Source organism: Massilibacillus massiliensis (genome assembly GCF_900086705.1).
GTDB classification, from domain to species: Bacteria; Bacillota; Negativicutes; order FLKF01; family FLKF01; genus Massilibacillus; species Massilibacillus massiliensis.
This window is the reverse complement of sequence record NZ_LT575483.1, coordinates 81401-106747: the sequence shown is the minus strand read 5'-3', so window position 1 is coordinate 106747 and position 25347 is coordinate 81401. Positions and strand designations below refer to the sequence as shown.

The window sequence follows — 25347 nt, the reverse complement described above, 5'->3', positions numbered from 1 at the left end:
CCTTAAACGATTCCATTGCTTCATCTTGTATGATCATTTATTATTTTTTAAATTTGTAATCATTTGCGCAACATCTTTTGCACCGTATATTGCTGAACCTGCAACTAAAACATTTGCGCCTTTTTGAATTACTTCTTTGGCAGTGATCTCATTAATACCACCATCTACTTGAATATCAATAGTTAAATTACGATCACAGATTATTGTTCTTAGTTTCTCAATCTTATTTAAAACATTAGAAATAAATTTTTGTCCACCAAAGCCAGGATTTACTGTCATTAATAAGATCATATCAACATCGGGAAGAATTTCTTCTATGGTCGATAACGATGTACCGGGATTTAACGCTATTCCAACCTTCATATTATTTTCTTTAATCGTTTGAATAATTCTATGCATATGAGGTGCTGCTTCTACATGAAATGTTAAGATGTCTGCACCTGCTTTTGCAAAAGGAATCACGTAATCTTGTGGATTACTAACCATTAAATGCACATCAAATACAGTATTGGTTACTTTCCTTAAATCCGCTACTACTGGTGCGCCAAGTGTTAAATTTGGAACAAAATGGCCATCCATAATATCTATGTGCACCATATCCGCTCCAGCGTGAACTACTTTATTGATTTCGTCTCCTAAATTAGCAAAGTCTGCAGAAAGAATTGACGGTGATATTTTTATCATGATTAAAACTCCCTTTTTATATCTTTAATTTCATTTAAGATACTGAGATACGAAGTATAACGTTGTTTTGTTATACTTTTATTTTTTACGGCCTGTTTTATTGCACATTGAGGCTCATGATCATGTAAACAAGTATTGAATTTACATGTTTCATCTATTTCCCTGAATTCGGGAAAATAATGACTTAATTGAAATTTATCTATATCCTTAAATTCAGTAAAGCTAAATCCGGGTGTATCAACAACAAAACTATTTTCAAATAAAGGAAATAGTTCTGCAACTCGAGTTGTGTGCTTCCCACGTTTGATTTTATTGCTGATAGAGCCTGTAAGCAATTGAAATTTAGGATTTAAAACATTGAGTAGAGTTGATTTACCAACACCTGATGGCCCTGAAAATACAGAGACTTTATTTTGCAGATGTTCTTTTAAAAGATCTATCCCAATATTTTTTTGTGCAGATACTTTGATTACTTCATATCCAATTGTAGTATATAAATCAATCAAAGAATTAAGTTCATTCACATCAGCAAGATCGCATTTATTAACACAGAGTAATATTTTTAGATTCGAATGTTCGGCTAATACCAAAAAACGATCTATCAACAAAAGATTTATATCGGGATTCTTTGCAGCAAAAGTTACAATGACTTGATCAACATTTGCTACGAATGGACGTTTTAGCAAAGTATTACGCGGCATAATAGATTCAATTATACCAGTATGATCTTCAAGCAATTGATAGGTTACTTGATCACCTACGCATAATAGAAATCTTTCTCTTTTAAATCGTCCTCTTATTTTACATCTAATTACTTCATGCTCTGTTTGAACGTAGTAGTAACTATTTAATGTTTTTATTACAACGCCGTTCTGCATGTATATATTCCTCCATATCAGCTACTCTGTTCTCTGATTAATTTGCCATTAATATAAATTTGAATTTTCATTTGCCCAGAGCCTTCTATTGTTTTACTTAATCTGTCACCAGGTTTATGTGTACTTTCATAAACGACTCTGCGTCCTTCAGAGTCTGTGAGAATGATTTGAACGGCTTGTTTAGAAGCTCCTTCTGGGATAATAAATTCTACGGATTTCTTTTTCTTTGATCCATTTGATTCTGGCTTTACAATATCAAAATCTATTGTCGTTCCCTCAAGAACTTCTGCACCAGCTTCAGGAGTTTGTGTCAAAATTGTTCCCGAAGAATTTTTAGAATCTTCAACTTCTGTGATCTTTCCAATTTTCAGCTTTAATTTTTCTAATTGACTTGTAATAGAAGTTAAAGAACTTCCTTTAAAATCAGGTAGGATTAATTTATGTTTTTCTTCACCTTTACTAATTACAATGTCAATTGTATAGCCTTTGGTTACTTGTGTCCCCTGCCTTGGGTTTTGATTGATGACAATATCAAAAGCTTGGTCGGAATATTGTTCATCAACACGTCCTAGTTGCAAACCTAAATTTTTCAACTTAATTTCGGCATCGCGCCTAGTTAATCCTGTTAGATCCGGTACATCAACAGCTTCTCCACCCTTACTTATATAAATCGTAATGGTTCGTTGCTCTTTTACGATCGAACCTTCTTCAGGATATTGTGAAATTACTTGTCCAGCAGGAACTTTAGCATCAAATGCTTCTTCAACATTTACCCGTAGATTTGCAGATTCTAGAATGTGCTTTGCAGTATCCATTTGTTTTCCAACGACACCTGGTACGGTAACCTCATTTCCAGTCCAAAATTTTCCATAAGCTAAAAATGCACCTAAGAAAAATCCTAAAATTAATAGTAAAGATAAAGCAGCTAGAATTGTTTTAGATTTGATTGCTTTTTTTTCAACTTTATTTGTTTGTAGAGGATCTATATTAGAAAACTTTGTGGATTCTTTCGTTATTTTCGGTAAAATCTGCGTAGCAAATTCATCCTCTTTAATTTTCCTAGTATTATCTCCCAATAAATAAATTTCAGCATATCTTAACTCTGCAATCATATCACTAATATTTTCAAATCTTTCATCAGGATTTTTAGACATCGCTTTTACAACTACTGCTTCCGTCATTGGGGTGATTGTAGTATTCATATTGCGAATTGGTGTTGGTTCTTCCTGTAAATGTTTTAAGGCTATGCTTATTGGTGATTCTCCCGTAAAAGGCAATTGACCGGTTAACATTTCATATAATACTACACCTAAAGAATAAATATCTGACTTTGTGCTAATGGCACTTCCTTTGGCCTGCTCTGGTGAAAAATAATGAACAGAACCTATAATGGTACCATTATAGGTCATTGTGCTTGCTGTGGATGCACGAGCAATGCCAAAATCAGTCACTTTAATCGCGCCCGCTTTAGTAACTAAAATATTGTGAGGCTTTATATCACAATGAACTAAATTATTTTGATGAGCATGTTCTAATGCTTTTGCAATTTCTTCTGCAATATGCAGGGCATCTTCTTCTTTCAAGACCCCTTCACGTTGTATTTTCTCTTTTAGGGTTTCTCCTGATACATATTCCATAATAATATAATGCGTATTCAATTCCCGTCCAACGTCATAGATATTTACGATATTAGGATGTGACAGTTTAGCAGCACCTTGTGCTTCGCGTTTGAATTTTATTATAAATTCTTCGTCGTTGGCAAATTGAGAATGTAGAATTTTTACGGCTACAAATCGGTCTAAAAGTCTATCGTGTGCGCGATAAACATCTGCCATTCCACCTCCACCGACACGTTCAATAATCTCATAGCGATCATCTAAAATATTGTTTATCATTAAGTCACCTCCTATTTTAATGCACTTGATATTATTTTTTTTGCAATTGGTGCTGCAACTTTTCCACCACTACCGCTATTTTCCACTAAAACAACAACAACAATTTCTGGTGATTCTAATGGTGCAAAACCTATAAACCAAGCATGTGATTGACCCTGAGAATTTTCCGCTGTCCCCGTTTTTCCAGCAACCCTTATATTCTGGATTCGGGCTGCGCTTCCGGTACCATTTTGAACAACGCTTTCCATAAATTCACTAATAATATTTGAAGTCTCTTTATTTGTTACTTCTAACCATTTTTCGTTATGAAATTCTTTTATTATATCACCATCAACTGTACGAATTTCATGTAAAAGGTGCGGGCGCATAATCGTTCCGTTATTTGCAAAAGCACTTGTAACTAATGCCATACGTAAAGGTGTTACTAAAAGTTGTCCCTGTCCTATTCCAATTTGACTTAAATCGCCATTATTAAGTTCGCCTAATGGAGGAAGTTTTATTTGAGACTCTGTAAAATCCTTACTCTCAAGTGCTTTTCCAAATCCAAAACGTTGAAATGCAGCATCAAGTTTAGTCGGTCCCAGCTTTAATGCTAATGTTGCAAATGTAGTGTTACAGGACACTGTAAGTGCCTCTTTTAAACTTAAGTTACCATGTACAGCATGATGATCTTCAAACAATGTATAATCATCGCTAATTTTTAAATAACCTGGGCAATTAAACGTAGCATTTACTATATTTTTATCTTCTGTTAAAGCAGCTTCTAAAATGACGGTCTTAAAAATAGATCCTGGTGGATACAATCCCTGCGTTCCTCGATTCAGCAATACAGCAGATGTATCATTTTGGATTTTATCCCAAGATTGGTCGATAGAGTTAGGATCAAATCCTGGCCTGCTTACCATTGCTAAAATTGCTCCATTTTTAGGGTTTAATACAATAATTGCCCCATTTCTATCTCCCAATGAACGAGCAGCAATTTCCTGCAATTTTGTATCTATTGTAAGTACAATATTATAACCATGCTCTTTCTTTATAAGTTTTTGTATGGCACCCCAATGTGTATTAAATTCACCTGTCCCGGATAAATATGAATTATAACCTGCTTCAATTCCTGTATTCCCAAGCTTAGCACTTTCGAATCCTACAATATGTGCAGTTATTTCTTTTAAAGGATATTTTCTTATATATCCTCCATCGAGTTTTTTTTCACTATAAGCTAATATAGTACCATCGTATGCTATAATATTGCCACGTTGGATGTTACTGGCATATTCAGTATTTCGTTTATTCAATGGATGATTACTTATTTCAGTTCCCATTACAATTTGTATGTATGTTATATAAAATATCAAAATGAGAATCCATGAAAATAAAAATACAGCTACTTTAAATATGTTATTTTTAACATCATCATTATGCAATGTTATTCCTCTTTTCTGATAAAGCAAATAACAATCCAACCATAATAAAACTACTGACCATAGAGCTGCCGCCATAGCTTAAAAAAGGTAATGTAATACCAGTTAAAGGCAAAAATTTTGTCACGCCAGCAATGATTATAAATATTTGTAAAGCAATGCTTACTGATATTCCTGCAGCGATAAGTGCATTTATCTCATTTTTACACATAAGTGAAATTTTAAAACCTCGATAAATAATGAGTACGTAAAGTAAGATTATAAATATAGCACCGACAAATCCTAATTCTTCTGCAATTGCTGAAAAAATAAAATCTGTATGGACTTCCGGAATAAATTCGGGATGACCGTAAGTGATACCAGTTCCTAAAATTCCTCCTGAGGTTATGGCAAATAAAGATTGTACGATTTGATATGCCTGTCCATTTGGATCAGCCCAAGGATTGTTCCAAATATTAACTCTTACTTTGACGTGATCAAAAAGGAAGTAACTTAATGTAGAGCCAATGACAAAGAAAGAACCGGCAATAAAAATATAACTTAAATTATTATTTGCCATATAGGTCATTAAAATAGCAATTCCAAAAAATAATAAAGCTGATCCTAAATCTTTTTGTAATAAAAACATCAACATTGCTAAACTCCATATTGTAATAAATGGAGCAATAAATCTAAAAGAAGGTAAAACAATAGGCCCAAACTTATTATTTTTAAGACCTAAAACAACTTTATTTTCTATTAAATATGTAGCTAAAAAAATAATAATAAAAATTTTAGCAAATTCAGAAGGCTGAAATCTAATGGGCCCCATAATAATCCAGCTACGACTTCCGTTAATATCGGTTCCTAGAAGAATAGATAAAAGCAATAGACCAATACCGATTAAACCAATAATATATTTGTAGTGAAAAATTAAATGTATTTTACGGAAAATAAATGCGGATATTGAAAAAATAAATAAACCAATAAATATCCATTTTAATTGTTGCTGAAATAACAAAGGTTTTAAACGATAAATCATTGTTAATCCAATACTAATCAAGGTTATTACCGATGGAAATAAAAATGGATCACTATTGGGGAAATATACTCTAAGAAGTTTTTGGATTATAAAACAAGCTATTATAAAACCTAGTTCTTCCACTAAAATGAATAATTTAAGATTATTTAAATTTTGTAACTGAACAATACTAATTCCAAATAAGAATATAAAACAGGCAATGATAAGTAATTGTAGTTCATTTTCACGTAAGTTACTCATATTATTCTTCAGATAATATGAGTGTAATATTATCTGAACCTCCGGCATTAATAGCAGCTTTTAACAAAAAATTCACATTTTTTGTTAAATCACGATGTTCTAAAGAAATGGCATTTTTGATAGTTTCTTCACTTACCATATTAGTTAATCCATCTGTACATAATAATAGTCGATCATCTTTGCGTAAATCATAAACGCCTGTATCTACAGTCAAATCTGTATTGACTCCAACCGCTCTCGTAAGTATATTACGCTGCGGATGTATTTGTGCTTCTGCTTTTGTTATGGATCCGCTTTCAAATAAACCCCATACAAGTGAGTGATCCTTCGTTAATTGAGATAATTGATTTTCGCGTAATAAATAGATTCGACTATCTCCAACATGTCCCCAGAAAAAATGATCATCTACACAATATACAATACTAACAGTAGTCCCCATACCTACATATTCTTTATGTTCTTTAGATTTTTCATAAATAATTTTGTTAGCATCTAAGATAGCATCATTAAGTAATACCTCTGGATTTATATAAGTATCCATATTCTTTTGAATAAAATTTTTGATATGATTTACAGCCATTTTGCTAGCAACTTCACCAGCTAAGTGACCTCCCATTCCATCAGCAACAATATACAAATTGGGATTTATACATTCAAAACTATCTTCATTAATTTGCCGAATTAAACCAATGTCTGATTTTGCGACTGCCAGCACGCGTATCACCTCTCAAATCTAAAAGTGACTAAACCAATCTTGATTATATCACCAGATTTTAAAACTTCGTTTCTTACTATCGATTCATTATTCAAATATGTATGATTAATACTGTCTAAGTCTTCCAATATATAATTACTATCTATTCTTTTTATTTGCGCGTGATAGTGTGAAACATATTGGTCGTTTATGATTATATCATTTTCATTGTTTCTGCCTATTGTTATAATATCTACAAAAGAAAATATCTGTTTTTCTTTTGTAGGATCATCAAGATCTATTAAGATTAATTTTGCATAAGAGTTTTCTTCTTCATTCTTTATTCTATTAGGATTCAAATCTTTATAAAGTAGATATACTACTTTATAAATAAAATAGTATATAAATAGAATGAATCCATACTGTAATATTATACTTAAAACATCAACAATGGTCATTACAGACGGCACTTCATTTCACCTCATATAGTATAACTGTATTTCCAAGTTTAATTTTATCACCATGACGCAAAATACATTGATCAATTTGTTGACCATTTACAAATAGACCATTTAAACTATTGGCATCATGAATGATGTGCTGTTTAGGTTCTTCAGGTAGAATATATGCATGTAATCTAGAGGTGTTTATATCGGTAAGTGTTACCTCGTTATTTTTACGACGTCCTATGTTTATACGTCTATTGCCAAGATCAAGTTTGATCTTATCTTCATCCATACCATCTATTACAGTTAAACTGGCATAGTTGGACTCCAAATTTAAATTTTTCGATACTTGTAAATCTTGTCGTTGAAAAACAATCGTATGCATAGAATTATCAGATTGTTTTTCCTCTATGAAATGATTACTGTATTCCGGTTCAATATAAAAACATCCTTTTTTTAATTTTTTATCAAAGTGGCATTTAACAATGACTGTTTTTGATACTTTATAAGAATTTTCTAGTGCCATTTTGATAATGAATGCAACCAAATCATCACACATTTCCTCAGAATATAATATTTGATAATCAGATTCAGATAAATATATCATGTAGACATCCGGAATATATGTTTCGTCATTTTTAACATATTTTTTAAAATATATTTCTTTTTCTAAACGTTTAAAGATTTCGATCATTTGTAAATTGCTAGAAAACTTTTGATTGAAAAATCCTTCTATATATTTCTCTAGAAAGTTTTCTATGTTACGGACAAACATATTGGCTTCACCTCGCAATACATACATTCCCATTATATGCTTTGAAACAAAACTAGTCAAAATAATTCCTATTATTTTGTATGTCTATTCCTTAACTGTCCACAGGCAGCTTGTATATCATTTCCCATCTCTCTCCGAATTGTTACATTGATATGTTTACTCAGTAAAATTTGCTCGAAACTTTTTACTTTATTGTATGAAGGTCTATTCAATCCACGTTCTAAAACCGGATTAATAGGAATTAGATTTATATTCGCCAATTGCCCTTTTACCAAATTAGCTAGTTCAACTGCATTTTCTTTTGTATCATTTAGTTGATCGATTAAAATATATTCATAAGTTACTCGTCGTCCCGTTTGTGCTGCGAATTTTTTACCCGCATTTATAACAGAGGTAAGATCGTATTTTTCATTAATCGGCATGATTTGAGATCGAAGTTTATTATTTGATGCGTGCAAAGAGATCGACAAAGTAATTGGCAACTTTTCTTCTATCAATTTTTCTATCATCGGAACAATCCCAGATGTTGAAATTGTAATATTTCTATAGCTTAAATTCAAACTATAAGTTTCATGACACAAACGCATAAACCGAATTACATTGTCATAATTGGACAGTGGTTCTCCGGATCCCATTATTACAATAGTATTTACTTTTTGATTATTTTTCATTAATAAATTCTGGATATAAGAAACTTGAGCGAAAATCTCACTTGCGGTTAAATTTCGAATCATTCCGTTTAACGTTGAAGCACAAAAAATACAGCCCATATTACATCCGGCTTGTGTTGATACACAAACGCTGTTTCCATAAGAGTGTTTCATTAAAACTGTTTCAACTAAGATATGATCTTCATATTCCAGTAAAAACTTAATTGTTTTTCCATCATTTGAGATTAGCTCATCTTTCAGATGCGCGGTTGTAATGGTGAAATTTTCGTCAAGTTTTTCTCTTAATGATATAGGAAGATTTTTCATTTCAAAAAAATTCGTAACATTTTTTTTATACATCCATTCAACGATCTGTTTTGCTCGATAACTTTCTATATGCAAATCTTTTAATAGTTCAATAAGATCGGAAAGAAATAAACCGAAAATATTTATTTTCAAATTTACACCTACTTAATTCGTTTCATTCTGGCAATAAAAAATCCATCTACTTTATCAATATGTGGCCAAAGCTGAATCATCAAATTTGGCTGCTTTATTTCTAAGTTATTTGGCAAAAAAAGATTTGAATCTTCCAGTTCAAAATCTGTTCTGCTAGATAAAAATCGATGAACAATATCTTGATTTTCTTCTTTTTCAATTGTACAAGTGCTATATATTAAAGTTCCCCCTATTTTTACAGCTTCCGCAGCACTATTTAATATTTGCATTTGTAAAATTGGTAGTTCATGCAATAAATATTCAGTTTTTTTCCACCGAGAATCTGGTTTTTTTCTTAAGACGCCAAGCCCTGAACAAGGTGCATCAACCAATACTCGATCAGCTTTTTGTTTATATAATTCACCAATTTTCATTGCATCTAGTAATTTGGTCTCAATAATATTGATGCCCAATCGTTTTGCATTTTCTTCAATTTTCAATAATTTGTGTTCATATATATCAGTTGCTAGTATTTTCCCTTTGTTTTTCATTAAAGCTGCAATATGCGTCGTTTTTCCACCTGGCGCACTGCAGGTATCAATAATAAATTCTCCTGGCTTAGGATCCAAAATATGAGCAACCAGCATAGAACTTTCATCTTGTATTTGAAATAAACCATTTTGCAATGATTTTAAGGTATGAATTGCCGGATGTTTTGTACATAATATTCCTTCTGGAACCAGCAACGAAGACTTCACTTGAAGACCTTCGCGTATTAAAATTTGCATTAGTTCATCACGTGTAACTTTTAATGTATTTGTACGCATAGATAAAAGCGCATTTGTGTTATTAAACGCACAAAGCTCCTCTGTTTCTTCAATACCGAATCGGGTTATCCATCTTTTGACCAACCATTCCGGATGAAAGTATTGTAAGGCTAAATTTTGAATTGGATTTTGCTCTAGTGTAGGATATTTTGCTTTTTCAGGCATTCGAATCATATTTCTAAGTACACCATTTACAAATTTAATCGTCCCAGCATGTCCATATTTTTTTGAAATTTTAACAGATTCATTACAAGCCGCAGAATCTGGAACTTTTGTCATAAAGTAAATTTGATAAACGCCCATACGCAATATGTCTAAGATGATGGGAGAGACTTTTGACAATGACCGATTAATATATTTACTTATAATCCAGTCTAAAGTTGCTCCAGCTTTTATTGTTCCATATACCAATTCAGTTATAAACCGCCTATCAGTTTCAGAGACCGTATATTTACTTAATTCTCGTGTTAAAGATATATTTGCATAGGCAGCGTTATGATTTACATCATTAATAATTTTTAATGCAATTTGTCTTGCATTCATTTTATCACCTACATCTATTTCTCAATAAGTTCCGTTATTGCTTCTTCCACTTTTTTTAAATCGACTGTCGTGTTATTGCAAGGTCCACAAGGTCTTTCATTTAAAACGCCAACAACAGGTAAAGGATAAGTATCTTGTATCCCACTTGTTAAATCACGTTCGCACGCTATCGCTAATACTGCCTTGGGTTTAATTGATTTTATCATTTGACGAGATAAAGTCCCCCCGGTTGAAACAATAAAATGAAATCCTAATTTTTCTGATAGCTCAACAAGATGCCCGATCTTACACGCACCGCATTTTTTGCAATTATAAACATTGCGTGTTATTTTATGTGGACATTTTTCTTGTTGTAAACAGTGTGGCGTGAGCAGCAGTAACCTATCCGCAGGTACTTTGATTTTTTGATGACGGATAATTTGATTACTAACTTCAATAAAAGATCGTTCCACTTTTTCTTTTTTCACATGAATTAATCTTCCAATACTAACTGCAAGAGGAAACAATAAGTTAATCGCGGTCCAGGCTTGTTTTTGAAAAATTTTAAATGTAGGTAATCCTAGTACCGCAAGAATAATCCCTACAATTCCGAAAAAAACAAATCCAAGAAGGATGAGCAAAATCCCACCAATTATAGCAGGCAAGTATTTGCTAATACTAAGCAAGCCAATAAAACTAATTTTCCACATTGCGTAAATAGATATACTTGTAAGCAGTAAACTCATTAAGATCAATGCAATAAATAATCTTTTTTGCGTTCGATGAATTGTATGAATCATATTATACTCCCACGTCGTCGAACTTGTCGCCGATTTTTAAGCCATGACCACAAACATAATCTTTTGCAAGCATTCTTCGTTTTCCGGCAGGCTGTATTTCTAAAACCTCTAGTAATCCTGTTCCAGTTATAACGATAAACCCATTCTTAGTGAATTCAATAATCGTGCCCGGTGCTTGCTTTGTGATACTTATTTTTTCAGAATTATATATTTTAGTTTTCCAAATTTTAAAGACTTTATCGTCGAATAAGCAGAATGCCCCCGGCCAAGGATTTAACCCGCGGATTAAATCATGTATTCTTTCTGCGGATAATGACCAGTTAATCTGTTCTATCTTCTTTGTTAATAAAGGTGCATAATTAGATTTTGTATCATCTTGTTTTATTCTAATGTCAGTTTTAAACTGTATTGACTCTATCGTTTCTATTAGAAGGTCTGCGCCTAAGGTCATCAACCTATCGTGCAATTCTCCAGTGGTCATCTCTTTTGAAATTTCTACTTCTTTTTTTAATATCATATCACCCGTATCTAGCCCAATATCCATAAACATCGTCGTAACACCGCTTACTTTTTCTCCATTTACAATTGCCCAGTGAATGGGTGCTGCTCCTCGATATCGAGGTAATAAAGAAGCATGTACATTTATACAGCCTAGTGGTGGCGTTGTTAAAATTCGTTTAGATAAAATTTGACCGAATGCGACAACGACAATTAAATCCGGGTGCAAATTAGCTAGGATATTTTCAAATTCTGGTGTTTTAATTCTTTCCGGTTGATAAACTTTTAAACCCAATTTTAGTGCGGCTTGCTTTACGGGAGATTCTGCCAGCTTATGCCCCCTTCCCCTTGGTCGATCAGGTTGCGTGACAACTGCAATAACATCATAATTTTGACTTAATTTCTCTAACGAAGGAACTGAAAACTCTGGTGTTCCCATGAAAATAACTCTTAACCTAGACATCTTAATTACTCCTTTGAATGGTGTCAGCTCGATCAATAAATAAAATACCATCTAAATGATCGATTTCATGTTGAAAAGCACGTGCTAATAAACCTTCACCAGAAAAACGTTGCTTCTTCCCGCGGCGATTTAAAGCTTCTACGACAACTTTACTGTATCGTTCGACTTCACCATACATATCAGGAATACTTAAACATCCTTCAGTATCCCTTTCTCGCCCTTCAAATTTTATCATTACAGGATTAATTAGTTCAATCAATCCATCACCTATATCAATTACAACTATTCTTAGAGGAATTCCTACTTGGGGGGCAGCCAAACCTACTCCGTTTGCTTTATACATTGTTTCTGCCATGTCATCTAAAAGTTTTCTTATATTGCGATCAATTTTTTCTACTGGTTTACAAATTTCTTTTAAAATTTTATCACCAGCTTTTTTTATTTCTAAAATTGCCATTTTAACCTCCTGTTGTTCCAACGAACATAGATTAACTTATAAATTTTATCACATTGGAAGGTAAAAATCCACGGATATAATTATCTACATAACGTTTACTGGATTTACATCTATAATAATATTGTCCTGTATATGAATATCATACTTTATTAAAATTTTTTTTAGTACTTCTTCATGCGTTGTTTTTATAAAAATGTTAAACCGATAGAAATCTTTTAATTTAGCAATTGTTGGTGGGAAGGGTCCTAAAATTTGATCATCTGCATTAGGCGTATCACGCATTAAATTTTTTACAATTAACGTAGCTTGTTCTAATGCTGATTTTTCATTTTTACTTTGTACAATTAGTTTAATTAATTTGCTATAGGGAGGATAAAATAATTGTTTTCGCAGCATGATTTCTTGTTCAAAAAAAGCAAGATAATCATGCTGTATTGCAGCAAGAACAGCATAATGTTCTGGATTGTAAGTTTGGACGATTACTCTTCCGGTTAAATTTCCTCTTCCAGCACGACCAGCCGCCTGTGTGATCAATGAAAAACATTTTTCAGCAGCTCGAAAATCTGGCAAATTTAAACTTGCATCAGCACTAATAATACCTACTCCAGTAACATTCTTTATATCATGTCCTTTTGCAACCATTTGTGTACCAAGTAAAATATCATATTTATTATTTGAAAAATCATGAAGCAGTTTAGAATGCGCCATTTTTTTCGTCATTGTATCTCTATCCATTCGAGCAATACGTACGTCAGGGAAAACTTTGTTAAGCTCATATTCTAACCTCTCTGTTCCAGTCCCAAAGTATTTAATGTAGCGACTGCCGCATTTAGGACACGTATCAGGTACATTTTCCGTACTATCACAGAAATGGCATTGTAACTTACCATTTTTATGATACACCATAGGAAGCGTACAGTTTTTACAAGCAATCACATATCCGCATTCTCGACATAAAATAAAGGTTGAAAATCCACGTCTATTTAGCAGAATGATCAACTGCTCCTTTTTTGATATGGTTTGGAGAATTAATGCTTTTAATTCGTTTGAAATGACATTTTTGCGTCCAAGTCTTAATTCTTCCCTCATATCAATCGCTTTCACAATAGGCAATTCCGAGTTTTCTATACGCTTTTTCAATTGAAGTAATTGATACTGATTGGTCAATGCTAAATGATAACTTTCTATTGATGGTGTTGCGCTACCCAGCATTAATACGGCTTGATGAATTTTAGATAATTCTATAGCAACATCCCTTGTATGATATCTCGGCGATTCATCTTGTTTATATGAATAATCATGTTCCTCATCAAGTATTATAATGCCTAAATTATCAATAGGTGAAAAAATTGCTGATCGTGCGCCAATTACAATTCCTGCGTCTCCGTTTTTCAATTTTTTTATTGCATCATTTCTTTCATTTATAGATAAATTACTATGAATTACAATGACATCATCATCAAAAATTTCTTTGAAACGTTGAACAATTTGGTCTGTTAGTGCGATTTCTGGAACTAAAATAATTGCCGTTTTTCCTTTTTCTCTTATCTTCATTACAGACTCAATATAAATCTGTGTTTTTCCGCTTCCAGTTATCCCATGTAATAAAAAGACTCTTTGTTTTTCTAGCTCTATATATTCAAAAATTGATTTTATAGCACTTTGTTGTTCCGGAGTTAAAATGATGTGCTGTTGTACCTGTTCGTAAGAATCGTAACTGTTTCGTAAAATTTGTCGATAATCAAATTTTATAAGATTGGCATCGGCTAGTGCTTTTACTGTAGAGTGGCTAAATTTATTCATTTTTAGATTTTTTATTGAACAGATATTATTTTCAATTAAAAATTTAAATAATTTTAGCTGTGAAGGTTTATTTTTTAGTAATATAAAAATTTTTTCATAATCATGAATCGCACAATTTAACGCTACAACTTTTTCTTTTTTTTCAATAAATTTCTTTTGTATTTCATTATCTTTATAAATAAACTTATTATTTATAAGATATTTTAATATTTTATTTGTATTAAAGGTCGGAAATATTTTGCTTATTTTTTTATCCGTGACAGGTTGATTTTTCAAAATATAACGATAGATTTCTTTATAAGTTGTATCTAAATAGTGATTGTTTTCTTCTCCTGCCATCGTTTTATATATAGATGAGATTTTTAAACCGCTTTTGCCTGGCATAAATAAACGCATTGTCTCACTTATTGAACAAAGATAATAATCAGACATCCATTTTGCGAGTTTAATCATGTTTTCATTAAACCAAGGCTCTTGGTCGACGACAGAGAGTATACTTTTCAACTCCGTAGTATCTTCTTGTTCTATGATGTCATAAATAAATCCTTCTACTTTTCTGTTACCAAAAGAAACTAATACCCTCCAGCCAAGCGTAATGAAACTAAGTTCTGCAGGGATAGTATATGAATAAGGCTTTACTATACTTTTTATCGGAATGTTTACGAATACTTTGGCAACTTTATGCATTTTCATCACCATATTTTATTTATTTAATAAATAATAAAAGGGTTCTCGTAAGAGAGCCCCTTTTATTAACAGTGCTTTATAGATTTGCTTCTTTTCTTAAGATTTCAGCTTTATCTGTACGCTCCCAAGGAAGATCCACGTCAGTACGGCCGAAATGACCATACGCAGCAGTTTGACTATATATTGGGCGACGTAAATCTAATGTTTTAATAATTCCCGCAGGCCTTAAGTCAAAATTCTTTTGAATAAGTTCAGCAATTAAAGCTTCACTTACTTTACCTGTACCAAATGTTTCAACCATAATTGATACGGGACGCGCAACGCCAATTGCATAAGCAATTTGAATTTCACATTTGTCAGCAAGTCCGGCAGCTACTACATTTTTCGCTACATATCTCGCAGCATAAGCTGCTGATCTGTCGACTTTTGTAGGATCTTTACCAGAAAAAGCACCACCACCGTGACGTGCCATACCACCGTACGTATCCACAATAATTTTACGACCAGTCAACCCAGCATCTCCTTGCGGACCACCAATGATGAATTGTCCGGTAGGATTAATGTAATATTTTGTTGTATCATCCAATAAAGATGATGGTAAAATTGGTTTAATAACTTTTTCAATTAAATCTTTTTCAATCGTAAGTAAATCAACTTCTGGACCATGTTGTGTAGAAATAACGACTGTATCAATGTGTACAGGTTTTCCATCTTCATAGGCTACAGTAACTTGGGTTTTTCCATCTGGACGTAAATAAGAAAGTTCTTTGCTTTTACGAACTTCAGTTAAGCGACGGGCTAATTTATGCGCAAGTGAAATCGTTAGTGGCATATATTCAGGTGTTTCGTTTGTCGCATACCCAAACATCATCCCCTGATCGCCAGCCCCAATCGCTTCAATTTTTTCATCCATAGATCCTTTTTTTGCTTCCAAAGCTTTATCGACGCCCATAGCGATATCCGAAGATTGTTCATCGATGGATATTAAAACGCCACACGTATCGGCATCGAAACCATATTTGGCTCTAGTATAGCCAATTTTCCGGATCGTTTCTCTAACTATTTTAGGTATGTCAACATAACATTTTGTTGTTATTTCTCCAACGACATGTACCTGGCCTGTGGTTATCAACGTCTCACATGCAACGCGTCCCATAGGATCTTGTGCTAAAATTGCATCTAAAACACTATCAGAAATTTGGTCTGCTATTTTATCCGGATGACCTTCTGTAACAGATTCTGATGTAAATAATACACGTTTTTTACTCATAATACGCCTCCTTCTCAATATCGCAATAAAAAAACTCTCCGTAAAGAGAGCATTTATACTCTCATCTTGTAGACCTGCTACAGGATTTGGCACCGTTTTGATAAATCAATGGTTGCCGAGCTTCATTGGGCCATTCCCTCCACTACTCTTGATGAGTTTTATATTCAATTAATATAACTTGATATTATTCTAAATGATTTATCAGAAAAAAGCAACCTATAATTTATAGTTCAAAATTATTTTATCTAAAATAATTTTTGCAATTGCGTCCTTAGACATTACAGGGAAATCTTCAATGTCACCAGTTTTATATAAGAGTTTAATAATATTAGTATCTATATTGAATCCCGCATTTTTTAGTGTAATATCATTTGCGACAATCATATCTAAGTTTTTACGTTCCAGTTTTTGTTTTGCATATTTTACTAAGTTTTGTGATTCAGCAGCAAAACCAACTAAAAATTGATTGTTCTTTTTAAAGGTGCCTAACTCTAGTAAAATATCTGGATTTTTTTCTAATACTAAATTTAAAGTGTCATCATCTTTTTTTATTTTATTAGGCTCTACTTTTTTTGCGCGGTAATCGGCTACGGCAGCTGCCTTAATTATAATATTGCTGTCCGGAAATTCTTTTAAAACAGCAGTTCGCATCTGTTCCGCTGTCTCAACTTTAATAGTATGAACTCCTTCAATTGGAGCCAACGCTGTCGGACCAGAAATTAACACAACCTCCGCACCACGATTTTTTGCTTCCCTCGCAATCGCATAACCCATTTTCCCACTAGAACGATTTCCTATGTATCTTACAGGATCAATTGGTTCAATTGTACCTGCAGCCGTAACCAAAACTTTTTTATTCTTTAACTCATTAGCATACATAAACTGAGCTTTTATAAAATCCACAATAAACTCTGGTTCTGGTAAACGCCCCACGCCTTCTACGCCACAAGCTAATCGTCCGTTTGCAGGAGGAATAATTTGATACCCATTAGAAGTCAATTTTGTTAAATTATTTTGTACGATAGGATTTAAAAACATGTTAGTATTCATCGCAGGTGCAAAAATCACAGGTGCTTTTGTGGCCATAATTGTAGTAGATAACATATCATCAGCGATTCCATTTGCTACTTTACCGATTATATTCGCCGTCGCAGGAGCAACTACAAACAAATCTGCTAAATTGGCTAATGCAATATGTTCAACATTCCAGTTTGTGTTTTTTTCCCACATGCTTGTTACAACTTGATTTGAACTAATTTCTCGAAAAGTAAGTGGTGTTACAAATTTAGCGGCGGATTCCGTCATGATGACATGTACAGATATCCCTAACTTTCGTAATCGACTAACAATTTCAACCGATTTATAAACAGAAATTCCGCCACTAACTCCAAGTACAACATTTTTTCCGTTAAACATTAGCAATCACCTATTTAATACCATTTTTAGTTCTTTCATAAGTAATTTTATCATTTACAATTTCTTCTAACGCGTTTGTAACCTTTTTATTGGATTTTGTATGAACCGTGATTTGATCGCCATCCATAAGAGCGCGTGCTCTTTTAGCGGCAAGAACTACCAATGTATATTTACTATCAACCTTTTTTACAAGAACATCTAACGATGGATTAATCATTTAACTTCTCCTTTATATTTAGATATATTTTTTATTAATTCTATATTTCGCAATACATTGCATTTTTCAGCTTTAATAATTGCGATAATCTTTTCTACTGCGGATGACACAATATCATTGACAATGACATAATGATAGTTTACAGCATTACTAATTTCTTCTGCTGCAGAATTTAGCCGACACTCAATACTCTCAGTTGAGTCCGTACCACGATTATTAATTCTTTTGACTAGTTCATCCAATGATGGTGGTACTATGTAGATAAAAATCCCTTGTGGAAAGCATTTTTTTACTTGCATAGCGCCTTGTGTATCAATTTCTAAGATAATATCTTTTCCGGAAGCAAGTGCATCATTAATTTTATCAATCGGTGTTCCATAATAATTACCGTATACTTCCGCCCATTCTAACAACTTGCCCTCATCGATCATTCGTTGAAATTCATTTTTTGAAACAAACCAATAATTCAAGCCATTGATCTCTCCTTCACGAGGAGCTCTAGTTGTAGCTGATATTGAGTAAGAAATATCTTTATATTGTTTTAACAACTCTTTGCATATAGTTCCTTTTCCTGTAGCTGATGGTCCTGATATAACGATTAGATTTCCACTTTGTTGCATTTCATAAATTCCTTCCATAAACCTTAACTATTCTGTAGCTTCGTCACTTTCTTTACTCACTAAACGATGCGCAACAGTTTCTGGTTGTACTGCAGATAAAATGACATGATCACTGTCAGCGATGATAACAGCCCTAGTACGTCTACCATAGGTTGCATCTATTAGCATTCCACGATCTCTTGCTTCCTGGATAATTCGTTTAATAGGTGCTGATTCTGGACTCACAATTGAAATAATTCGATTGGCAGAAACAATATTACCGAACCCTATATTTATAAGCTTTATCTCCATATACAAACCCCTCTCGATATCCTAAGTTTATTCTATATTTTGGACTTGTTCTCTAACTTTTTCAATTTGGCTTTTTATATCAACAATATAATTGGCAATTGTAAAATCATTTGCCTTTGAAGCAATTGTGTTAGCCTCTCTATTCATTTCTTGTGTGATAAAGTCTAGTTTTCTTCCAATACTCTCTTCTGAGATTAACATTGTTTCTCTAAACTGTGCTAAATGACTTCTTAAACGAACAACTTCTTCTGTGAAATTGGTTTTTTCAGCAAATAAAGCAGTTTCTTGAACCAAACGAACTTCATCAATATTTCCACCTATAGGAACTAACAAATCTTTTATTTTTTCTAAAAGATTTTGGTGATAGATTTCAATGACTATTGGAGCACGTTCTTCTATATGATCTACCAAAAGATTTAATTTATGAATACGATCTATTAAATCTTTAAAAATATTTTCACCCTCTACAGTTCGCATATCTTTCAAATGATGAACTGCAATGTCCAAAGCATCTTTTAACTTATCCCATAACGAAGCAGTATTTGCTGTAATTTCCTCAAAATACAATACATTTTGATATTTTGCTATATCATGTACATTTTCGGGCTCTTGTAATTTCAATGCTGTGCTTAATTCCCTTAAAGCACTATGGTAAGCTATAGCTAAATCTTTGTCAACTTTTATTTTAGTATATGTATTTTTATATTCTTCCCAAGAAATAAACAGATCTACTCTGCCCCTATATAATTTACTTGATATAAACTTTCTAATTTTATCTTCCAAAGAATTCAATGTGGGTGGCATACGTATAATAAGATCACTATAACGATGATTTACTGTCTTTATCTCAACCGTAAATTTACTTTCGCTATCTAAATATTCTCCAAAACCGAACCCCGTCATACTTTGCATTTTATTAAGACACCTTCTCCATAGACAAGATAGAATCGTTCTTAGTATATCAATATTCCGCATAATAAGGAATTTTCCTCTAAAAATATGAGATTGATAAACAAAAATTTAACTGATACTACAAGATGCTTAGTATCAGTTAAATCATTATTTTTATAAACTAATAAAAAGTTTATCCCGTTATCTTGCTTTAAAAACTTTTCCAGCAGCTTTACGATAAGAGAAAATATGTTTTAATGCGCTAATAATAAAATTCCAGCCAGAAATCAATAAGATAATTCCCCATTCTTCAAGACTCATAGGAACTGTAGAAAAAATGTCATTGAAAAAAGGATGATATATAACTGATATATGCATAATAACTGAACAAGCAACTGCACTTAATAAATATTTATTTTCAAACAATCCAGCTTCGATACAATTTACATATTCAGACCTGCAATCAAAAACATGGAACATTTGTGAGAAGACTAAGGTAGTAAAAGCCATAGTTCGTGCTAATTCTAAATCATGTTTTGAAAATAAAATTAAGGAAAATACGAGTATTGTACTACAACCGATTTGAATACCTTTAAAAATAATTTTTTTACTTAATCCTTTTGAAAAAATACTATCTTTTTTATTTCTTGGAGGTCGGCACATAATGTTTGAATTGTTTTTATCCACGCCCAAAGCCAATGCAGGTAAGCCATCCGTTATTAAATTAACCCATAATATTTGTACTGGTAATAATGGCAAAGGTAAGTATATTAAACTTGCAATTAACATTGTTAAAACTTCTCCTGTATTACAAGCAAGTAAGTATCTAATAAATTTTCGAATATTATCATAAATCGATCGGCCTTCCTCTACTGCTGCAACTATGGTTGCAAAATTGTCATCAATTAAAATCATATCAGAAGATTCTTTGGTGACATCGGTACCATTTCTCCCCATACAGACCCCTATATCTGCCTCTTTAACCGCTGGTGCATCGTTCACTCCATCTCCAGTCATTGCAACAACATAACCTTGTTTTTTTAGACATTGCACAATTTTAAGTTTATGAAAAGGGGAAACTCTTGCATAAACATTTGTAGTATCTATATGCTTTGCAAGTTCATCTGAAGTAAACTTATCGATTTCTTTTCCTGTTAATACCTCGCTTCTTTTTTCATCATATATTTCTAACTCTTTTGCAATTGCTAAAGCTGTGTTTGGATGATCTCCTGTAATCATGATCGGTCTAATTTTTGCTAATTTACATATCTTAATTGCTTTTTTAGCTTCACTTCTTGGTGGGTCGACCATTCCGACTAATCCAACAAATGTTAGATCAGTTTCTATTGTTTCATCTATTCCATCGAGTTGATTTTTTGTTAGCTTCTTATAAGCAATTGCTAATACTCGTAATGCATCTTTTGTCATGTTTTCATTTTCGTGCATTATTTTTTTGCGGTTTTCTTCGTCTAATAAATTATCATTAACTTCACTGCTATATTTACTGCATAATTTAATAACTTCATCTGGCGCGCCCTTAGTAATTAAAAAGTATTCATTTCCTTTTCTATAAACAACAGACATTTTAGCTCGGCTTGATTCAAAAGGTATCTCATTTATTTTTTGATAGTCCTTTTCTAATATATTGCGCCATATATCAAATTTTGCTGCAACAATAATTAAAGCACCTTCTGTGGGATCGCCTTCAATTGTCCAATTATTATTTTTCTTTCGCCAAGCACCTGAAATTTCAATATTATTTCTTTTCAATCTGCTGTTATTACATAAGCTGGAAAATTCCAAACATTTTTTTAATACCATATCATTACTTGCTTCATTTTTTAGATCGACATTAATAAAATCTCCTTTAATATCATAACCATCACCTGTAATTAGATAACGATTTTTACAGGTAAATATTTTTCGAACAGTCATTTCATTTTTAGTCAAAGTACCTGTTTTATCAGAGCAGATCACATTAATACAGCCTAATGTTTCTACTGCAGGCAATCTACGTACAATGGCATTGTGTGCAATCATTCTTTGCATGCCTAGGGCCAATGCCACTGTCACAATAGCTGGTAATCCTTCAGGAATGATTGCAACTGCTAAACTAATTCCGGACATTAACATTAAAAAAATCGATTCGCCCTTAAGAATTCCAATGATCGATACTAGAATACATACAGCAATGCACCAAAAAACTAATTTTTTACCTAATTCCTCTAATTTTTTTTCCAACGGTGTTTTTTCGGTTACTTTTTTCTGCAATACACTGGCTATCTTTCCAATTTCAGTATGACTGCCAGTAGTGCAAACAACCGCTTTTCCTCTACCACTCAGCACGATCGTTCCAGAATACACCATATTGGTTCTATCGCCCAGCGATAATTTTTCTGATGTCACCGTCTGTATTTCTTTCTTTACAGGTAAAGATTCACCAGTCAATGTTGATTCATCAATTTCTAAGTTTTGAATTTCAACTAGTCTAGCATCAGCAGTTACTTTATTTCCAGGTTCAAGAATTAATAGATCACCAGGAACAATTTGAGTAGAGTTTATTTGTTGATGAAAGCCATTCCTTACAACAGTTGAAATTTGCGATGTTAACTTTTTTAATGAATTTATAGACTGTTCAGCTCGATATTCTTGGATAAAACCTAAAAAGGCATTTAGCATAATGATAATAAAAATTGTTATAGCATCGGTATATTCTCCTAATATGATAGATAAAACTGTTGCTATCATGAGAACAATAACCATAAAGTCTTTGAATTGCTTTATAAAATGTACCCATAAGGGGACCTTATCTTCTTCCTTTAGTTCATTTAATCCAAATTTGGATAAACGTTTTTTAACCTCCTTTGTAGATAATCCATCAACAGAGTCCGTATCAAAAAATTTACAAACTTCATCTGCTGTATGTAAATATAATTTGTCAAGTTTCATAAAATTCACCTCATATGTCACGAGTATTTTATATGTAATTTATTCCGAACTATAGATGGTTATGACAATTTGACCTCATATAATGATAATGTTATACTGATTTGAAATAATTATTCTAGGGAGGTAACCATGAGTCTTGATGGATTTTCTATGTATCCTTTGGTTAATGAGTTAAATCATTGTCTAGCTGGAGGACGCATTGATAAAATATTTCAACCTAACAAAAATACAGTTATATTACTTGTTAGAAAACCAGGAAGAAATTACTCCTTGCATATATCCATTCATCCTCAAAATCCGGTTGTGCATTTAAGTGAAAAGGTGATAGAGAATCCGGCTTCACCACCAACTTTTTGTATGGTCTTAAGAAAACAAATTGAAGATGGGCGAATTGCAGAAATTAGACAACATACATTAGATAGAATTATCTGTATCGATATTGATTTACGTGGCATTGGTGGCACGATTATAACAAAAACATTAATCATTGAACTTATGGGGAAATATAGCAATTTAATTTTATTAGAAGACCAACTCATTATTGATGCAATAAAAAAAATAGGTAGTACAACCAGTCGTGTACGACAAGTATTGCCAGGTTTAAAATATGAACTTCCTCCAGGGCAAGACAAATTAAACTTGTTAGAAGTATCTACGCAACAAGCTTTGAAAAGATTACAAGAAAATCAAAGTTTACCTTTATCCAAAGCACTTATCGGTACATTTGTAGGAATAGGTCCTGTTACCGCCAATGAAATTTGTTGGCTTTCAGGAATAGCAAAAGATATACGGGTCTTAGATTTATCAAAATCGGATATGTTATCATTGGAGGAAGCATTACAACATATTGTTTCACAGATAAAAACCAACGACATAAAGCCAACTGTAATTACCGATTTACAAAAAAAATTTGTTGCTATTGCTCCTTTCCCTCTGCATTATCTAGAAAAATGTGTCACACATACATTCGATACCTTAAGCGAAGCACTCACTTTTTCTAGTGAAATTATAGGAAGTTATGTGATTCCTGACAAAGAAATGTTACAAAAATTTGTGCATGCAGAATTGATCAAGTTAAATCATAAATTGTGTATTTTAAAAGAAGAACTACAACAGTCCTATGATGCTGAGGAATTTAAAATAAAAGCCGATTTATTGATGGCTTATCAATACCAAATGGAATATAACCAAAACGATACTGAAGTTATATTGCCCAATTTATACAATGAAAACCCTGAGAAGAACCTTATTAAGATATCGATAAATCCATTATTAACCTTGGCTAAAAATGCCCAACAATACTATGCAAAGTACAATAAATTAAAAAGGGCACAAAAAATATTGGAAGAACAGATATCCCTATCTCAAGAAGAGTTTCTCTATTTATCCAGTATTGAAAACTCACTAGTATCATCCACTACTCTAATCGAAATTCATGAAATCAAAGCAGAACTTATATCAGGTGGATATTTAAAAGAAGAAAAAAAGAAAAAATTTTATGAGAAAAAATCCACACCTATTAAAATCATAGCACCAGATCATACAACAATTTTAATAGGAAAAAATAACTACCAAAATGACAACTTAACTTTTAAACAAGCACATTATAATGATTTTTGGCTGCACACGAAAGATATTCCCGGTTCGCATGTAATTATTCGTTGTGAACTCGCAGAACCTACTGAAGCTACCTTGCTTTTAGCAGCACAATTATCTGCATATTTTAGTAAAGCCCAGAATTCTTCAAATGTTGCCGTAGATTATACAAGACGCCGTTACGTAAAAAAACCAGCAAAAGCAAAGCCGGGTTTTGTTATTTATACAAATCAAAAAACAATCTATGTAACTCCAGACCAAGAGTTTATTGAAAAATTATTATCACAAGGTGAAATTAAGCAAGAAAAGGATTGAGTTTTAAACTCAATCCTTTTCTTGCTTAATTTCTTTTATAACAACTTGTTCAAGTTTATCTATCGGTGAAATTTGTACACTTACTACTTCTTTATTCGCTGTAGGAACATTTTTACCAACATAATCAGCCCGAATTGGTAATTCTCTGTGCCCTCTATCAACTAATACTGCAAGCTGAATAACTTTTGGTCTGCCAATATCAATTAATGCATCTAAGGCGGCGCGTATAGTACGACCGGTAAATAATACATCATCTACAAGAACGATTGTTTTATCGTTAATGTCAACGGGCATTTGCGTTGAATGCACAACTGGTTGATAAGACAAAGTAGATAAATCATCTCTGTATAAGGTTATGTCTAATATACCAACAGGAACTTTGGTTCCTTCTATTTTTTCAATTTCGCTTGCAACACGTTCTGATAATGGAACGCCTCGCGTTCTTATACCGACTAAAACAATATTTTCGGTTCCTTTATTTTTTTCGATGATTTCATGTGAAATACGGGTTAGAGCTCTTTTTATTGCTTGATCATCCATAAGAATCGTTTTATCAATAAATATTGACATTTGATCACTCCTA

At 32.6% G+C, this 25347-nt stretch carries 23 protein-coding genes and 1 riboswitch; of the genes, 1 reads left to right on the top strand and 22 read right to left on the bottom strand.

The genetic code is table 11. The features are described from left to right. Positions 1-33: 33 nt before the first annotated feature. The 21 genes from rpe to BN6559_RS00435 all read right to left on the bottom strand — a co-directional run bounded on the left by rpe (position 34) and on the right by BN6559_RS00435 (position 22853). The gene (gene rpe, locus BN6559_RS00535; protein ID WP_110952920.1) at positions 34-684 is read right to left on the bottom strand and encodes a ribulose-phosphate 3-epimerase; all 651 of its coding nucleotides are present in this window, start codon (positions 682-684) and stop codon (positions 34-36) included. Between the two features lie 2 nt (positions 685-686). Continuing rightward, positions 687-1562 carry a ribosome small subunit-dependent GTPase A gene (rsgA, locus tag BN6559_RS00530; RefSeq protein ID WP_110952919.1) on the bottom strand — a complete coding sequence of 292 codons (876 nt, stop codon included), beginning with the start codon at positions 1560-1562 and terminating at the stop codon, positions 687-689. A 17-nt stretch (positions 1563-1579) separates the two neighbouring features. After that, positions 1580-3457 carry a Stk1 family PASTA domain-containing Ser/Thr kinase gene (pknB, locus tag BN6559_RS00525; RefSeq protein ID WP_110952918.1) on the bottom strand — a complete coding sequence of 626 codons (1878 nt, stop codon included), beginning with the start codon at positions 3455-3457 and terminating at the stop codon, positions 1580-1582. 11 nt (positions 3458-3468) lie between these two features. Next, positions 3469-4881 carry a peptidoglycan D,D-transpeptidase FtsI family protein gene (locus tag BN6559_RS00520; protein WP_110952917.1) on the bottom strand — a complete coding sequence of 471 codons (1413 nt, stop codon included), beginning with the start codon at positions 4879-4881 and terminating at the stop codon, positions 3469-3471. Then, complete coding sequence (locus BN6559_RS00515) at positions 4874-6139, bottom strand: FtsW/RodA/SpoVE family cell cycle protein (protein WP_110952916.1); 1266 nt, start codon at positions 6137-6139, stop codon at positions 4874-4876. The genes BN6559_RS00520 and BN6559_RS00515 overlap by 8 nt, the downstream gene beginning before the upstream one ends. Position 6140: 1 nt before the next feature. After that, on the bottom strand, positions 6141-6854 hold the full coding sequence (locus BN6559_RS00510) for a Stp1/IreP family PP2C-type Ser/Thr phosphatase (protein ID WP_110952915.1): 714 nt from the start codon (positions 6852-6854) through the stop codon (positions 6141-6143). Between the two features lie 5 nt (positions 6855-6859). Beyond that, positions 6860-7303 carry an FHA domain-containing protein gene (locus BN6559_RS00505; protein WP_110952914.1) on the bottom strand — a complete coding sequence of 148 codons (444 nt, stop codon included), beginning with the start codon at positions 7301-7303 and terminating at the stop codon, positions 6860-6862. Between the two features lies 1 nt (position 7304). Further along, complete coding sequence (locus tag BN6559_RS00500) at positions 7305-8114, bottom strand: FhaA domain-containing protein (protein WP_199883649.1); 810 nt, start codon at positions 8112-8114, stop codon at positions 7305-7307. An 11-nt stretch (positions 8115-8125) separates the two neighbouring features. Beyond that, a complete protein-coding gene (gene rlmN / locus BN6559_RS00495) occupies positions 8126-9163 on the bottom strand; it encodes a 23S rRNA (adenine(2503)-C(2))-methyltransferase RlmN (RefSeq protein WP_110952912.1) in 1038 nt (345 codons plus the stop codon). An 8-nt stretch (positions 9164-9171) separates the two neighbouring features. Continuing rightward, positions 9172-10512 carry a 16S rRNA (cytosine(967)-C(5))-methyltransferase RsmB gene (gene rsmB / locus BN6559_RS00490; protein WP_110952911.1) on the bottom strand — a complete coding sequence of 447 codons (1341 nt, stop codon included), beginning with the start codon at positions 10510-10512 and terminating at the stop codon, positions 9172-9174. A 14-nt stretch (positions 10513-10526) separates the two neighbouring features. Further along, positions 10527-11291: a DUF116 domain-containing protein gene (locus tag BN6559_RS00485; protein WP_110952910.1), complete on the bottom strand. Its 765-nt coding sequence runs from the start codon at positions 11289-11291 to the stop codon at positions 10527-10529. 1 nt (position 11292) lies between these two features. Continuing rightward, positions 11293-12252 carry a methionyl-tRNA formyltransferase gene (fmt, locus tag BN6559_RS00480; protein WP_110952909.1) on the bottom strand — a complete coding sequence of 320 codons (960 nt, stop codon included), beginning with the start codon at positions 12250-12252 and terminating at the stop codon, positions 11293-11295. A gap of 1 nt (position 12253) precedes the next feature. Further along, entirely contained in the window at positions 12254-12709 is a 456-nt protein-coding gene (gene def / locus BN6559_RS00475) for a peptide deformylase (protein ID WP_110952908.1), read from the bottom strand. 84 nt (positions 12710-12793) lie between these two features. Further along, positions 12794-15199 (bottom strand): primosomal protein N', encoded by a 2406-nt coding sequence (priA, locus tag BN6559_RS00470; RefSeq protein ID WP_110952907.1) that lies wholly within the window; start codon positions 15197-15199, stop codon positions 12794-12796. Between the two features lie 76 nt (positions 15200-15275). Further along, on the bottom strand, positions 15276-16469 hold the full coding sequence (gene metK / locus BN6559_RS00465; protein WP_110952906.1) for a methionine adenosyltransferase: 1194 nt from the start codon (positions 16467-16469) through the stop codon (positions 15276-15278). Positions 16470-16527: 58 nt separating this feature from the next. Further along, a riboswitch (SAM riboswitch) is annotated at positions 16528-16627 on the bottom strand. 58 nt (positions 16628-16685) lie between these two features. After that, complete coding sequence (gene coaBC / locus BN6559_RS00460) at positions 16686-17885, bottom strand: bifunctional phosphopantothenoylcysteine decarboxylase/phosphopantothenate--cysteine ligase CoaBC (protein WP_110952905.1); 1200 nt, start codon at positions 17883-17885, stop codon at positions 16686-16688. A gap of 10 nt (positions 17886-17895) precedes the next feature. Next, positions 17896-18102 (bottom strand): DNA-directed RNA polymerase subunit omega, encoded by a 207-nt coding sequence (gene rpoZ, locus BN6559_RS00455; RefSeq protein ID WP_110952904.1) that lies wholly within the window; start codon positions 18100-18102, stop codon positions 17896-17898. Next, positions 18099-18722, bottom strand: a complete 624-nt coding sequence (gmk, locus tag BN6559_RS00450) for a guanylate kinase (protein ID WP_110956214.1) — start codon at positions 18720-18722, stop codon at positions 18099-18101. Before gmk ends, rpoZ begins: the two co-directional genes overlap by 4 nt. Before the next feature lie 27 nt (positions 18723-18749). Then, positions 18750-19013 carry an extracellular matrix/biofilm regulator RemA gene (remA, locus tag BN6559_RS00445; RefSeq protein WP_110952903.1) on the bottom strand — a complete coding sequence of 88 codons (264 nt, stop codon included), beginning with the start codon at positions 19011-19013 and terminating at the stop codon, positions 18750-18752. Positions 19014-19040: 27 nt separating this feature from the next. Continuing rightward, positions 19041-19925 (bottom strand): YicC/YloC family endoribonuclease, encoded by an 885-nt coding sequence (locus BN6559_RS00440; protein WP_110952902.1) that lies wholly within the window; start codon positions 19923-19925, stop codon positions 19041-19043. A 180-nt stretch (positions 19926-20105) separates the two neighbouring features. After that, positions 20106-22853, bottom strand: coding sequence for a calcium-transporting P-type ATPase, PMR1-type (locus BN6559_RS00435; RefSeq protein ID WP_110952901.1), 2748 nt, complete (start codon positions 22851-22853; stop codon positions 20106-20108). A gap of 129 nt (positions 22854-22982) precedes the next feature. Between BN6559_RS00435 and BN6559_RS00430 the strand changes: the two genes are divergently transcribed. Continuing rightward, positions 22983-24764: an Rqc2 family fibronectin-binding protein gene (locus BN6559_RS00430; protein ID WP_110952900.1), complete on the top strand. Its 1782-nt coding sequence runs from the start codon at positions 22983-22985 to the stop codon at positions 24762-24764. Positions 24765-24773: 9 nt separating this feature from the next. On the opposite strand, the gene pyrR is transcribed toward BN6559_RS00430, so the two are convergent. Beyond that, positions 24774-25334 (bottom strand): bifunctional pyr operon transcriptional regulator/uracil phosphoribosyltransferase PyrR, encoded by a 561-nt coding sequence (gene pyrR, locus BN6559_RS00425; protein ID WP_110952899.1) that lies wholly within the window; start codon positions 25332-25334, stop codon positions 24774-24776. Positions 25335-25347: the final 13 nt, after the last annotated feature.

Bases quoted from the DNA above. Each gene is read 5' to 3' on its own strand.
- rpe (WP_110952920.1), bottom strand. From the start codon at position 684: ATGATAAAAATATCACCGTCAATTCTTTCTGCAGACTTTGCTAATTTA.
- rsgA (WP_110952919.1), bottom strand. From the start codon at position 1,562: ATGCAGAACGGCGTTGTAATAAAAACATTAAATAGTTACTACTACGTT.
- pknB (WP_110952918.1), bottom strand. From the start codon at position 3,457: ATGATAAACAATATTTTAGATGATCGCTATGAGATTATTGAACGTGTC.
- BN6559_RS00515 (WP_110952916.1), bottom strand. From the start codon at position 6,139: ATGAGTAACTTACGTGAAAATGAACTACAATTACTTATCATTGCCTGT.
- rsmB (WP_110952911.1), bottom strand. From the start codon at position 10,512: ATGAATGCAAGACAAATTGCATTAAAAATTATTAATGATGTAAATCAT.
- BN6559_RS00485 (WP_110952910.1), bottom strand. From the start codon at position 11,291: ATGATTCATACAATTCATCGAACGCAAAAAAGATTATTTATTGCATTG.
- fmt (WP_110952909.1), bottom strand. From the start codon at position 12,252: ATGTCTAGGTTAAGAGTTATTTTCATGGGAACACCAGAGTTTTCAGTT.
- def (WP_110952908.1), bottom strand. From the start codon at position 12,709: ATGGCAATTTTAGAAATAAAAAAAGCTGGTGATAAAATTTTAAAAGAA.
- priA (WP_110952907.1), bottom strand. From the start codon at position 15,199: ATGCATAAAGTTGCCAAAGTATTCGTAAACATTCCGATAAAAAGTATA.
- metK (WP_110952906.1), bottom strand. From the start codon at position 16,469: ATGAGTAAAAAACGTGTATTATTTACATCAGAATCTGTTACAGAAGGT.
- coaBC (WP_110952905.1), bottom strand. From the start codon at position 17,885: ATGTTTAACGGAAAAAATGTTGTACTTGGAGTTAGTGGCGGAATTTCT.
- rpoZ (WP_110952904.1), bottom strand. From the start codon at position 18,102: ATGATTAATCCATCGTTAGATGTTCTTGTAAAAAAGGTTGATAGTAAA.
- gmk (WP_110956214.1), bottom strand. From the start codon at position 18,722: ATGCAACAAAGTGGAAATCTAATCGTTATATCAGGACCATCAGCTACA.
- remA (WP_110952903.1), bottom strand. From the start codon at position 19,013: ATGGAGATAAAGCTTATAAATATAGGGTTCGGTAATATTGTTTCTGCC.
- BN6559_RS00440 (WP_110952902.1), bottom strand. From the start codon at position 19,925: ATGCAAAGTATGACGGGGTTCGGTTTTGGAGAATATTTAGATAGCGAA.
- BN6559_RS00435 (WP_110952901.1), bottom strand. From the start codon at position 22,853: ATGAAACTTGACAAATTATATTTACATACAGCAGATGAAGTTTGTAAA.
- BN6559_RS00430 (WP_110952900.1), top strand. From the start codon at position 22,983: ATGAGTCTTGATGGATTTTCTATGTATCCTTTGGTTAATGAGTTAAAT.
- pyrR (WP_110952899.1), bottom strand. From the start codon at position 25,334: ATGTCAATATTTATTGATAAAACGATTCTTATGGATGATCAAGCAATA.